Origin of the sequence: Pseudomonas sp. GM84 (assembly GCF_000282535.1) — a bacterium.
GTDB lineage: Bacteria > Pseudomonadota > Gammaproteobacteria > Pseudomonadales > Pseudomonadaceae > Aquipseudomonas.
On sequence record NZ_AKJC01000130.1, the window covers coordinates 1 to 12,444 of the forward strand.

The following is a 12,444-nucleotide window of genomic DNA, read 5'->3' on the forward strand; positions in this document are numbered from 1 at the left end:
TGCCGGCGATAGGGCCCACCGATTTCACCAATGAAACAACTCCCGCCGTGCCCCCTCGGTAATCGCCAGGATCCCAGGATGCTTCACCTTGCGCTCCACCGAAATAGCATAGAACGACTCCAGCACCGCGTCGGTCTGCCCGACCAGCTCGACTCCATACTGCCGGCACACTTCCTCGGCAATCACGCTGGGCGCCACGAAAATCCCGCTGCCGGACTGCCCGAACGCCTGCATCAGGGCGCTGTCGTCGAACTCGCCAATGATTCGTGGTTGCACGTGCTGCTCGCCCAGCCAGCGCAGCAGGCGGCTGCGTACCACGGTTTCCTGGCCAGGAATCAGCAGCGGGGCATCCTGCAGGCAGGCGGGGAAGGGGCCGGCATGGCGCTGCGCCAGGGCCGGGGTGGCGAAAAAGCTCAGGCCGCATTCGCCGAGCTTCTGGCTATAGCCTTTGATATCCAGGTGGCTGGGCATCGGACTGTCGGAAATCACCAGGTCCAGGCGCTGGATCGCAAGGTCCGCCAGCAAGCGCTCGAGCTTGTCTTCGCGGCAGTTGATGCGCAGCACATCGTCCAGCTCCATGGTCGGCGCCAGCAGGCGGTAGACGATCGACTTGGGCACCACGTCGGCCACCCCGACGCGAAACAGGATCTGCTCCTGCGGGCCGGCCCGCAGCATGGCTTCCAGTTCGCCCCCGATCTGGAACATCTGCTCGGCGTAGACCAGGGCCTGGCGACCGGTTTCGGTCAACTCCAGCTGCCGACCCACGCGCTGGAACAGCTCAAGGCCATAGGTTTGTTCCAGCAGGCTGATCTGGCCGCTGATGGTTTGCGGGGTCAGATTCAACTGCTCGCTGGCACGGGCAATGCTGCCGGTTTTGGCCACAGCCCAGAAGTAGTGGAGCTGGCGGTAATTGAGCATGTCATTCCCGATTCGTAAAAACCGAAGTATACACGCTGAAAAAACGAATTTTCCTGATGTATCGCGGGCTCTAGAATGCGACCCCATCAGGCGCGGTGCGCGCCGCAGGGATATCGACAAGCGAGGACTTCATGTTGCAACTCAAATCCATCGGTACACCGCTGGTGCTAGCCTTGGCATTGCTGAGCGTAGCCGGCTGCGACCAGGCCGAGAAATCTGCCCAGCAGATGCTCGACCAGGCGGCCAAGTCGGCCAAGCAGGCCATCGATGACACCAACAAGGCGGCCCAGGAAGCACTGAGCGACGCCATCGGCAGCGAAGGGCAGAAGCCCAAGGACGCCGAGCCGCAAGAAAAGACCCAGGACATCTGATCCAGAACCGTTTGCAGGATTGAAACATGGAATATTTGCTGGAACTCGCCGCAAGCCCTACCGCCTGGGTCGCCCTCGCCACGCTGGTGGCCATGGAAGTGGTACTGGGTATCGATAACCTGATCTTCATCTCGATCCTGACCAACAAGCTGCCGGTGGAGTACCGCTCCAAGGCACGGCGTATCGGTATCAGCATGGCCCTGGTGATGCGCCTGGCACTGCTCAGCACGGTCGCCTGGATCGTGCAGTTGACCGACCCGGTGTTCGAAGTGTTCGGCAACGCCTTCTCCTGGAAGGACGTGATCCTCATCGCCGGTGGTCTGTTCCTGCTGTGGAAGGCGACCAAGGAAATTCACGAAAACGTCGACCCGCACGGTGCCAAGGAGGAGGCCAAGGTGTCGTCCACGGTCACCCTGGGCTTTGCCGCGGCGATCTTCCAGATCCTGCTGCTGGACATCGTGTTCTCGGTCGACAGCATCATCACCGCCGTGGGCATGACCGAGCACTTGCCGATCATGATCATCGCCGTGATCACCGCCGTGATCGTGATGATGGTGGCCGCCGACCCGCTGGCCAACTTCATCAACGATAACCCGACCGTGGTCATGCTGGCCCTGGGCTTCCTGATCATGATCGGCATGACGCTGATCGCCGAAGGTTTCGGTGCCCATGTGCCGAAGGGCTATGTGTATGCGGCGATGGCGTTCTCGACGGTGATCGAAATGCTCAACATCCTGGCACGCCGGGCACGGCTCAAGCGTGAGGCGGCCGAAGGCTGATACAGGACCCGGGGGCGCGCTGCGTCCCTTTCGCCGGCAAGCCGGCTCCCACAGGTACGCCACTGATTTCAAATGCAGTGGCGTGCCTGTGGGAGCCGGCTTGCCGGCGAAGGGCTTTGAAGAATTCGAAGCTCAATGCACCCCGGCATGCCGCCGTGCTGCCTGTGGCTTGGCTGGGGCCTGCGGTGGCAGGTGGTGCTGTGAATGACGCCGAACGATACGCATTACACCCCACAGCATGGCGGCTGCGACGCTCAGCCACATACCCACCAGCATGAGGATTGCCATTGTCAGGCTCATGTGTACCTCCTTCTCTCGGGCCAACCCACGGTTCGCCCTCCAGACACAGCCTTAGTCTAGCTTGCCGGCCTGGACGTTCCATTGACCGAACGTCTGCTGCTTGGTCCGATTCGCTACTAGCCCGCGCCGGGCTATACCGGCGCAGCGCGGCGCCCTATGATCCGTAACCAGAGCCGGGCTGCCTGCCTGGCGCAAGAACAAGCGAGCGTTCATGGAGCACCATTCCTTCAAACCGTGGCTCAGCGGCCCACGTCGGCTGCTGTTGGCCTGTCTGGTGGCCGGTAGCCTGGCCGGCTGTGCCAGTACCCCACCGGCCGGGCTCAAAGGCCTGCCGCAGCGGGTCGAGATCAGCAGCGTGCCGTTCTACCGCGGCAATGCCAACCACAGCGGTGCCATGGCGTTGGCGGCCTTGCTCTCGCAGCAGGGGGCGCCGATCACTCCGGGGCTTCTGGACAAACCCTTGAACCTGCCCCAGGGCGCCGAGTCACTGGCCACCGGTATTCCTCGCGTCGCGCGGGAGTACGGCATGGTGGTCTACCCACTCGATCAACAGCTGGATGCCTTGCTGATCCAGGTGGCGGCGGGCAACCCGGTGCTGCTGCGCTACCAGGAAGGTTCGGCGTTGTGGAGCGAGCCGCGCTATGCGCTGCTGATCGGCTATGACAGCTACAAGCAGCGGGTGCTGCTGCGCTCAGGCATGCATCGGCGGCAGCTGATGGCCTTCGATGACTTTGCCTCGGCCTGGGAGAAGGAGGGGAGTTGGGCTGTGCTGGTGCAGCCGCCGCGGCAATTGCCGGCGCAGGTGGACCGCCAGCGCTGGCTGCAGGCTGCCGACGAACTGGCTCGGGCAGGGCAGGAGATCGCGGCGAAGCAGGCGGTGAGCAGCTTGGGTAAGTAGCGGGGGTATTGCTGGCCCTATCGCCGGAAAGCCGGCTCCCACAAGGTAGCCCGCAGCCCTTGAGAGCAGTGGGTTACCTGTGGGAGCCGGCTTGCCGGCGATCAGGCCATGGCCTGGATCAGAAGCCCAGACGGTCGCGCAGGCTGTAGTACCAGGCACCCAGGGCGCTGAACGGAACACGCAGCATCTGGCCACCCGGGAACGGGTAGTGCGGCAGGCCGGCGAAGGCGTCGAAACGCTCGGCCTGGCCACGCAGCGCCTCGGCCAGCACCTTGCCCGCCAGGTGGGTGTAGGTCACGCCGTGACCCGAGCAACCCTGCGAGTAGTAGATGTTGTCGCCGATACGGCCTACTTGCGGCAGGCGCGACAGGGTCAGCAGGAAGTTGCCGGTCCAGGCGTAGTCGATCTTGACGTTCTTCAGCTGCGGGAAGGCCTTGAGCATCTTCGGACGAATGATCGCTTCGATGTTGGCCGGGTCGCGGGCACCGTAGACCACGCCACCGCCGAAGATCAGGCGCTTGTCGCTGGTCAGGCGGTAGTAGTCGAGCAGGTAGTTGCAGTCTTCGACACAGTAGTCCTGCGGCAGCAGGGTGCGGGCCAGTTCTTCGCCCAGCGGCTCGGTGGTGATCACCTGGGTGCCGCATGGCATCGACTTGGCGGCCAGCTCAGGCACCAGGTTACCCAGGTAGGCGTTGCCGGCGACGATGACGAACTTGGCGCGTACCTTGCCCTGCGGGGTGTGCACGACAGGGTTGGCGCCACGCTCGATGCGCACGGCCGGGGTCTGCTCATAGATGATGCCGCCCAGCGACTCGACCGCGGCGGCTTCGCCCAGGGCCAGGTTCAGTGGGTGGATGTGGCCGCCGCTCATGTCCAGCATGCCGCCGATGTAGCTGTCGCAGGCGACCACTTCGCGGATGCGCTTCTGGTCCATCAGCTCCAGCTGGGTGTGGCCGAAGCGTTCCCACAGGCGTTTTTGCGATTCCAGGTGGCCCATCTGCTTGCTGGTCAGCGCGGCGAATACGCCACCGTCCTTCAGGTCGCACTGGATGTTGTACTTGGCCACGCGCTCACGGATGATGCGGCCGCCTTCGAAGGCCATGTGGCCCAGCAGTTGTGCCTCTTTGGGGCCAACGGTGCGTTCGATGACGTCGATGTCACGGCTGTAGCTGTTGACGATCTGGCCACCGTTGCGGCCCGACGCGCCAAAGCCGACCTTGGCGGCTTCGACGATGCTCACCTTGAAGCCGTTCTCCAGCAGGAACAGCGCGCTGGAAAGGCCGGTGTAGCCGGCGCCGATGATGCACACATCGGTTTCCACCTCACCCTGCAGCGCCGGACGTGGCGGCACCGGGTTAGCCGAGGCGGCGTAGTAGGACTGGGGGTAGGGGGTATTGGACATGCTCGAGAAACCTCGTGTTTTATATTTTTAACGAATGTACCGATGCTATCAATAATAATAAACACCCGCTAGTCGTCCCGTTAAAAATCCTTTACTGGGTGCTTGCCATGGCTTCCTTATAAAGAGTTTAAGATTCAGTGAGTTAGCGCGAAAAAAAGTGTTGACAGCGGTTTGAGAATCCGTAGAATGCGCACCACACGACAGGCACATAGCTCAGTTGGTTAGAGCACCACCTTGACATGGTGGGGGTCGTTGGTTCGAGTCCAATTGTGCCTACCAAACAAAAGCACCGGTTCTCCGGGCACGAGAAGGGCGATCCGCAAGGGTCGCCCTTTTTCGTTTGCAATTTTCCCCTCCTTCAGACCGCCCACCTGCTCACGCCGACGTGCGGTCGCGTGAGAGGCGCGCGATTTCTCACATTCAGCGACTACCGCTCGGTGACCGGGCGTTGGAGGGTGGCAGCCGGGGGGCGGATGACCGTCAGGATGATCATCGCTGCGAGCAGGTACAGGCCCATTACCAGGTACATGCTGTGGGCAGTGTCCCCGCTGGCGGTGTTGAGGGCGCTGGTGACCGAAGGGCTGACGGCTCCGCCGATATTGCCGATGCTGCTGACCAACGCGATACCGACCGCCAGGGAAGCCTTGGGCAGGTATTCGGACAGCAGGGTGAAGAAGATCGGTGGCAGCGCGGCGATGCCCAGCATCGTCAGGCACAGGCCTGCCAGCGAAAGGCCCAGTTGCCCTTGTGCGATGATCAGCACGGCCAGGCCACTGGCCGCAGTCAATGCGCCAGCAGTGAAATGCCATCGCCGTTCACGGTTGCGATCGGAGCTTCGGCAAATCAGGACGATACCCAGCATTGCACACATCTGTGGCAGCGATGCGTACAGGCCAATGTGGAACAGGTCCGAGACGCCCCAGCTCCTGATCAAGGTCGGTGTCCAGAAAATGATCGCGTAGGCGCCTGCCACCAACAGCAGATAGGCCAGAGAGAGCACCCAGACCTTGGGGTCGCGCAACAGGTCGACCAGCGAACCGTGATCGGCCTTGGCGGCAGACTGGTGTTCGGCATCCAGCAACAGCCGCAGCCGTGCTTTTTCCTGCTCGCTGAGCCACGCAGCATGGTCGGGGCGATCCACCAGGCAGAACCAGGCCAGCAGGCCCAGGATCGGTGCGGGCAGGCCCTGCACCAGGAACAACCACTGCCAGCCATGCCAGCCATTGAGCCCATTCAAGCCTTTCATGATAGCCCCCGACAAGGGGCCTGCGATCAGGCTGGCAGCGATGGCACCGAGCATGAAGATGGCCATCATCCGGGCACGCCTGGCGGGCGGATACCAATAGGTGAGGTAAAGCAGCACACCCGGCGTGAAACCGGCTTCGAACGCGCCAAGCAGAAAGCGCAGCACGTAGAACTGGGTGGGTGACTGCACGAGCATCATCAGCATGGCCACCGTCCCCCAGCAGACCATGATGCGCAGCAGTGTCCGACGTACCCCGATCCTTTCCAGCATGAGGTTGCTGGGGATCTCGAACAGCAGATAGCCGATGAAGAAGATACCCGCGCCCAACGCATAAACGGCGTCGCTGAACTCAAGCGTCTGTTTCATCTGCAACTGGGCATAGCCCACATTGATCCGGTCGAGAAAGGCCACGACGTAAGCCACCAGCAGCAGCGGCATGATGCGCCAACTGATCTTCAGGTACATCCTGTTGTCGTTCGGGGATTCTGTCTGGGTCATGCCGGGCTCCTGATTGTGCTTCTTGTTTTTAAGGGCCAGCCGCGGTCTATCGGGCACAAGCGCGAGGCACTTGCCCGTCCGCACCTTGCCTGGGCGGGCTGATGCTATAGGTGGAAACGCTCGGCGTCCCCTCCCCAAACCGAGTGGGCGAGGAAGGTGCATGGGGTGGCCTCCCGGGGCGGCGGCGCCAGCCCCTCCCGTTAGTAGAGGCGAGGGTCGGGTATCGGCGTGTCTACCTTGTCAACTGCAATCAACTGCAATTGCCGGCACGGCAACAGGAGGAGTGGATGAAAGTAATGACAGCGGTAAAACGCGTGGTCGATTTCAACGTCAAGGTTCGCGTCAAGGCCGATAACACTGGCGTTGACCTTGCCAATGTGAAAATGGCCCTCAACCCTTTCTGCGAAATTGCCGTGGAGGAAGCCGTACGGCTGAAGGAGCAGGGCATCGCCACTGAAGTGGTGGTGGTGAGCGTCGGCCCTGCCGGTGTCCAGGAGCAGTTGCGTACCGCACTGGCGCTGGGTGCCGACCGCGCCATCCTGGTCGAAGCCGCCGATGAGCTGAATGCCCTGGCTGTGGCCAAGGCGCTCAAGGCCGTGGTCGATAAAGAGCAGCCGCAGCTGGTCATCCTCGGCAAGCAGGCCATCGACAGTGACAACAACCAGACCGGCCAGATGCTGGCCGCGCTGACCGGCTTCGCCCAAGGCACCTTCGCCTCCAAGGTCCAAGTCGCTGGCGACACGCTGAACGTCACCCGTGAAATCGATGGCGGCCTGCAGACCGTCGCGCTGAACCTGCCGGCGATCGTCACTACCGACCTGCGCCTGAACGAGCCGCGCTACGCGTCGTTGCCGAACATCATGAAGGCCAAGAAGAAGCCGCTGGAGACTGTGACGGCAGACGCGTTGGGGGTATCGCTCGCTTCCACCAACAAGACCTTGAAAGTCGAAGCCCCGGCTGCGCGCAGCGCGGGTATCAAGGTCAAATCGGTGGCTGAACTGGTCGAGAAACTGAAGAACGAAGCGAAGGTGATCTGAATGACTGTCCTGGTTGTCGCTGACCTTCTACAAGGTCCTGAAGTCGGTGCCGTAGCCCCGGCCACCCTGAACACTGTCGCCGCCGCCGCCAAGATCGGCGGTGATATTCACCTGCTGGTCGCCGGCCTGAACGTCGCAGGCATCGCCGCGTCCGCCGCCAGGATCGCTGGCGTGGCCAAGGTGCTGGTCGCGGACAACGCGGCATACGCCCACGGCCTGCCAGAGAATGTCGCCCCCCTGGTGACTGCCCTGGTTTCCCAGAGCGGAGAAAAGGGCTACAGCCATGTGCTGGCCCCGGCTACCAGCAATGGCAAGAACATCCTGCCGCGCGTTGCCGCGCTATTGGACGTCGACCAGATCTCCGAGATCATCTCGGTCGAGTCGGCCGACACCTTCACGCGCCCGATCTATGCCGGCAACGCCATCGCTACGGTGCAGTCCAGCGCTGCGGTCAAGGTCATCACCGTGCGTGCCACCGGTTTTGATGCCGTGGTCGCAGAAGGCGGTTCGGCGGTGGTCGAAGCGATCGGCTCGGTATTCGACGCGGGCAAGTCGCGCTTCATCGGCGAAGCGCTGGCCAAGTCCGATCGCCCTGAACTGACCGCTGCCAGGATCGTCGTCTCTGGCGGGCGTGGCATGGGCAACGGTGACAACTTCAAGCACCTGTACAGCCTGGCCGACAAGCTCGATGCCGCCGTCGGGGCTTCCCGCGCCGCCGTCGACGCAGGCTTCGTGCCCAACGACATGCAGGTCGGCCAGACCGGCAAGATCGTTGCGCCACAGCTGTACATCGCCGTCGGGATCTCCGGCGCGATCCAGCACCTGGCCGGGATGAAGGACTCCAAGGTGATCGTCGCGATCAACAAGGACGAGGAGGCGCCGATCTTCCAGGTGGCCGACTACGGCCTGGTGGCTGATCTGTTCGAAGCCGTGCCGGAACTGGCGAGCCAGATGTAAGCGGACCTGTCCTGGCGCGGTACCGCGCCAGGCAGGCTCCGGCCGTCATGGCGTGACCAGAAGTGTCTCCAGCGCCTGGCGCAAATGGGCTGGCAGCGACAAGGGGCGGCGTGTCGAGCGGTCCACATAGACGTGCACGAAGTGGCCCTGCGCAGACGCCTCCTGGCGGTCGTTGGCGAACAGGCCGACTTCGTAGGTCACGCTGGAGGTGCCCAGGTGTGTCACCCGCAGGCCGGCACGCACCAGGTCCGGGAAGGCAATGGACGAGAAGTAGCTGCAGCGGGTTTCCACTACCAGGCCGATCGTCGGGCTCTGGACGAAGTCCAGCAGTTCGTTTTCCAGCAGCCAGCCATTCACGACGGTGTCGAACCAGCTGTAGTAGACGACGTTGTTGACGTGCGCGTAGACATCGTTATCCATCCAGCGGGTGGTGATGTCGCGAAAGTAACGGTACGCGCTGCGCTCGCTCGGTAAAGCTCTGCCCATGGGTTCAGGCCTCCTGTTGGGTGGGGTCGGTGCGTATCACCGTTGCTCGATGTCTGCTGACGCTGGCTCGCGACGATCCTCCGGCCAGAGGACCTTGATGGCCTCCCCATCGAGTCGGTAGGTGTGGCAAGTGTCGACCAGTGGGGACCGTGGCAGCGGCCGACCACTGGCCAGGCGTTCGCGCAGCGGGTTGTACTTGCGCGCCAGGGCGAAGTTCGCCTGATAAGCCGTGGTGGCCATGGGGCCGAACATTTCCGTCAGGTGGGTGCAGCCGTGGATGCCGCCTACCTTGGCCTTTACCTTGGGCAGGAACCCTGGCCCGATGCGCAGCTGCTCTAACGCCTGGTAGGCCGATGCGATTTCCTGGCAGTACGGCGTGGGGCCGGCGAGGGTGCGTGCCTGGACATGCTGGATGACCAGGTCGCGGTCGAGGGTCAGGGTGATCTGCATGTGATGGATGTCGTCGCCGGCGTGCGCGGCGCGAAACAGCAGGTCAGTGTTCTCGGGAGTGATATCGCGCATTTCACCTTCTACTTCGAGCAAGCCGTCATCGCGAAGGTAGGCCGTACAAGTGACATGGCGGGTATGGAGTAGCGTGCGAGGCTGGCTCATGGCGGATGTCCCGTGCAAAGAATCAGGACTCGCAGCTTAGGGTGGGGGCCGGCGTACAGCCGCCCCCCACTTCGGGAGGGTAGCGGGTTCAGTCGATCAGTTTGTGGTTGCGGGCCCAGACCATGGCGTCATAGCGGCTGGAAACGCCGAGCTTGGCGAAGATGTTGCGCAGGTTCCACTTCACCGTTTCCAGGGTAATGTCCAGGGTATGGGCAATGCGTTTGCTCGACATGGCCTGGGCGACCAGGCTGAGGATTTCCAACTCACGCGGGGTCAGCACCGGCTGCCGGTCGGGCGTTGCCGTGCGGCGCGGCCGGGGTGAAACGGCCGTGGGCGAGCAGGGGTCGGTGAGCTTGCCGAGCAGCATCTCCACGTACTCGCGCAGGGGCGCTTCCAAGGTGGGCTGCTGGGCCAGGCGCGAGAGCAGCGCCAGGGTCAGGCTACCTTCGTCCAGCAGGGTTCGCACCAGGCCGAACTCCCGTGCGGTGTCGAGGGTGCGGGTGAGCAGCTGCAGGGCTTCTTCATGGCGCTTGAGTGCCTCCAGAAGGTCGGCGCTCAACAGGCCGGCGAGTATGCCGAGGCGGCCCCGGTCGAAACGTTCGGCGAAGCTGCGTACGGCCTGCAGCGCTTCCAGGGCTCGCTCGGGGTCTTCATTGCGCAGCACCCGCGCGCGCGCCAGTGCCGCAATGGCCGGCAACTCTGCACGGGCACCGTGCTCGCGGCGATGGGTCTGTACCAGTTCATCCAGCGCAGACAGTAGTTCGGCGGTGCGGCTACGGTTGCCCTTGATCAACAGGACCCTGATCTGCTCGCCCAGCAGGTGGGCCACCGGGCGGATTTGCCCCAGGCAACGTAGATGTGCGATCTGTTGCTGAATGAAGGCCAATGCAGCGTCAGGGCCTTTCTGCAGCAGGTCGAGCCGGCAACGGATGAGATTGGTGCGGGTGATGACATCCGGGACCGATGAATGCAGCAGGCCGAAACGATTGGCGATCATCTCCCGCGCGTCGTCGATACGGTCTTGCTCATAGAACGCGTCGGTGAGGATACCGGCGCACAGGTTGGCGCAAATCGAGCGATGGCCACCCTCGCGGGTCGAGCGCTCAAGCAGTTCACAGCCCAGTCGCTCGGCTTCGCGAACATCCCCGGCCAGCATGTAGGCGGTTACCTGGGCGGACTCTGCCACCAGGGCCATGTCGTTGCTGCGGTCTTGCGGTGGGATAGGGTGAGTGTCGAACAGGCGCCGGGCATCGGCGTAGCGCCCCGCCATGGAGTACGCGACGGTCAGCGCGGCCAGCAGCACATAGCGCAGGAAGGGGTTTTCCATCGGCGCGTCACGCACCGGCTCCAGCAGCTGCACCGCGCGCTCGGTGTCATCGTCCTGCACGGCGATGGCGCCGCGGATCAGTGGCAGACCATTGGCCAGTTCCGGGTACGCCTTGAGGTCGACGGCTTCCAGCTCGCTCAACCAGGCCCTGGCCCGCGCCGGGCGCGAAGTGAGGGACACCGTCAGGCAGGCCAGGAACAACAGGCGGTGATGACGGAACAGCACCTCTTCGGGCAACCGTTCGAGCAGGCGCAGGGTCGGTGCGAGGTAGTCCAGGTTCCAGGTGGTTGGCGCGGAACGTTCGATCACCTGGGTGGCAAATTCGAGATCTTCACCGAGGCTGGCGTGACGCACGGCTTCGGTCAGGCAGTTGTGGTTGGCGAACCAGCGGGCGCCTTTGCGATGCAGCTCGCGGACCTTTTCGCTGCCCTGGCGTGCCAGGCGGTTGGCAAGGAATTCGCTGAACAACGGATGGAAGCGGTACCAGGCCAACCGGTCATCGGCGTCCACCGGGTAGACCAGCAGGTTCTCGTCCTCCATGCGCTTGACCAGCTCGGCCGCGTCGGCGTTGCCGGTCACGGCCTTGGCCATCGAGGCGTTGAAGCGGCGAAAGACCGAAAGCGCTTCGGTGAACGTCACAAGCTCCGCTGGCAGGTGCGCCACCACCTCTTCGCTCAGGTAGGTCTGCAGGTCACTGGAGCGCCAGACCAGGTCGTGGAGAATGGTGCGGGTTTCGGGACGGTTCTTGAGCATGATGACGATCAGTTGCAGGCACGATGGCCAGCCGTTGGTCAGGTCCTGGATCAGGCTCAGTTCGTCAGGGTTGACCTTGTTGGGGCCCAGGTTCTCTTCGATGAAGGTGCGCGTTTCGGCGAGGTCGAAGGGCAGCTCCACGCTCTCGATCTCGGTCACCTGGTCCATGACCCTGAGCCGTGACAGGCTCAGCGGCGGGTTGACCCGCGAGGCGAGCACCAGGTGCAGGTTGCCGGGGCAATGATCGAGCAGTTTCTGGATCAGCCTATGGGCCAGCGGTGCCTCGACTTGATGGTAATCATCGAGTATCAGATAGAGCTCTTTTGCCTGCATCGCGGCGCCATCGACGATGGCCGCCACGGTAGCGTCCATGGCACTGGCGTTGCTGTCGTCGCGCAACAGGCTGATGCCCACTTCGATGTTCAGGCGCCGCAGGCCTTCGAGCAGTGCCGCGCAGAAGGCGGCATAGCCTTTTTCGTCCGGCGTCAGGGAAACCCAGGCGACTTCTGCACCCGCCTTCAGCCGCGCATGACGCCACTGGGCCAGCAGGGTGGTCTTGCCATAGCCTGCAGCGCCGGTGATCAGCGCCAGCCGGCAGTGATGCATGCGGCCGAGCTGCACCAGCAGATTATTGCGGGGTACATGCTTGGTGCCGATGCGGGGGGGCGAAAACTTGGTGGAAACCAAGTGTCTAGCGCTATTTATTGTCAATTTATTATCCGCGGTAGCCATTTCGAACGACGGCTTAGGTCGCCGGCGACGCTAGCTAATCTTGCCTACCCCCGTCAAGCAGGTACGTTCGTGCCTGTTTCTCCGTCTGTCGGCGAGCCGCGTCCATCCGCTGGCGCCCCCCCCCCCCC

General features: G+C 63.1%; 12 protein-coding genes and 1 tRNA gene. 6 read left to right on the forward strand and 7 right to left on the reverse strand.

Going from position 1 to position 12,444, the window contains the following annotated elements; translation table 11 throughout:
* Window positions 1-24: 24 nt before the first annotated feature.
* Complete coding sequence (gene nhaR / locus PMI38_RS11525; protein WP_008094000.1) at window positions 25-918, reverse strand: transcriptional activator NhaR; 894 nt, start codon at window positions 916-918, stop codon at window positions 25-27.
* Window positions 919-1,049: 131 nt separating this feature from the next.
* Here nhaR and PMI38_RS11530 point away from each other — a divergent pair, with 131 nt between their 5' ends.
* Together PMI38_RS11530 and PMI38_RS11535 are read left to right on the forward strand one after the other, a co-directional pair.
* Window positions 1,050-1,289 carry a hypothetical protein gene (locus PMI38_RS11530; protein WP_008094001.1) on the forward strand — a complete coding sequence of 80 codons (240 nt, stop codon included), beginning with the start codon at window positions 1,050-1,052 and terminating at the stop codon, window positions 1,287-1,289.
* A 26-nt stretch (window positions 1,290-1,315) separates the two neighbouring features.
* Window positions 1,316-2,068 (forward strand): TerC family protein, encoded by a 753-nt coding sequence (locus tag PMI38_RS11535; RefSeq protein WP_008094003.1) that lies wholly within the window; start codon window positions 1,316-1,318, stop codon window positions 2,066-2,068.
* Window positions 2,069-2,200: 132 nt separating this feature from the next.
* On the opposite strand, the gene PMI38_RS27280 is transcribed toward PMI38_RS11535, so the two are convergent.
* A complete protein-coding gene (locus tag PMI38_RS27280) occupies window positions 2,201-2,368 on the reverse strand; it encodes a hypothetical protein (protein WP_008094005.1) in 168 nt (55 codons plus the stop codon).
* Window positions 2,369-2,579: 211 nt separating this feature from the next.
* On the opposite strand from PMI38_RS27280, the gene PMI38_RS11540 reads away from it, so the two are divergent.
* On the forward strand, window positions 2,580-3,266 hold the full coding sequence (locus tag PMI38_RS11540) for a peptidase C39 family protein (protein ID WP_008094007.1): 687 nt from the start codon (window positions 2,580-2,582) through the stop codon (window positions 3,264-3,266).
* Between the two features lie 118 nt (window positions 3,267-3,384).
* Here PMI38_RS11540 and PMI38_RS11545 read toward each other — a convergent pair whose 3' ends face one another.
* Complete coding sequence (locus PMI38_RS11545) at window positions 3,385-4,668, reverse strand: NAD(P)/FAD-dependent oxidoreductase (protein WP_008094009.1); 1,284 nt, start codon at window positions 4,666-4,668, stop codon at window positions 3,385-3,387.
* Window positions 4,669-4,870: 202 nt separating this feature from the next.
* Between PMI38_RS11545 and PMI38_RS11550 the strand changes: the two genes are divergently transcribed.
* A tRNA-Val gene (locus PMI38_RS11550) sits at window positions 4,871-4,947 on the forward strand.
* 148 nt (window positions 4,948-5,095) lie between these two features.
* On the opposite strand, the gene PMI38_RS11555 is transcribed toward PMI38_RS11550, so the two are convergent.
* A complete protein-coding gene (locus tag PMI38_RS11555) occupies window positions 5,096-6,412 on the reverse strand; it encodes an MFS transporter (RefSeq protein ID WP_008094011.1) in 1,317 nt (438 codons plus the stop codon).
* Between the two features lie 287 nt (window positions 6,413-6,699).
* On the opposite strand from PMI38_RS11555, the gene PMI38_RS11560 reads away from it, so the two are divergent.
* Window positions 6,700-7,449 (forward strand): electron transfer flavoprotein subunit beta/FixA family protein, encoded by a 750-nt coding sequence (locus PMI38_RS11560; RefSeq protein ID WP_008094013.1) that lies wholly within the window; start codon window positions 6,700-6,702, stop codon window positions 7,447-7,449.
* Window positions 7,450-8,406 carry an electron transfer flavoprotein subunit alpha/FixB family protein gene (locus PMI38_RS11565; protein WP_008094015.1) on the forward strand — a complete coding sequence of 319 codons (957 nt, stop codon included), beginning with the start codon at window positions 7,450-7,452 and terminating at the stop codon, window positions 8,404-8,406.
* Between the two features lie 45 nt (window positions 8,407-8,451).
* Here PMI38_RS11565 and PMI38_RS11570 read toward each other — a convergent pair whose 3' ends face one another.
* From PMI38_RS11570 to PMI38_RS11580, 3 genes are all read right to left on the reverse strand, one after another.
* Window positions 8,452-8,892: an acyl-CoA thioesterase gene (locus PMI38_RS11570; protein WP_008094017.1), complete on the reverse strand. Its 441-nt coding sequence runs from the start codon at window positions 8,890-8,892 to the stop codon at window positions 8,452-8,454.
* A 36-nt stretch (window positions 8,893-8,928) separates the two neighbouring features.
* Entirely contained in the window at window positions 8,929-9,504 is a 576-nt protein-coding gene (locus tag PMI38_RS11575) for a DUF2889 domain-containing protein (protein WP_008094019.1), read from the reverse strand.
* 88 nt (window positions 9,505-9,592) lie between these two features.
* On the reverse strand, window positions 9,593-12,190 hold the full coding sequence (locus PMI38_RS11580) for a LuxR C-terminal-related transcriptional regulator (RefSeq protein WP_238540187.1): 2,598 nt from the start codon (window positions 12,188-12,190) through the stop codon (window positions 9,593-9,595).
* Between the last annotated feature and the right edge of the window lie 254 nt (window positions 12,191-12,444).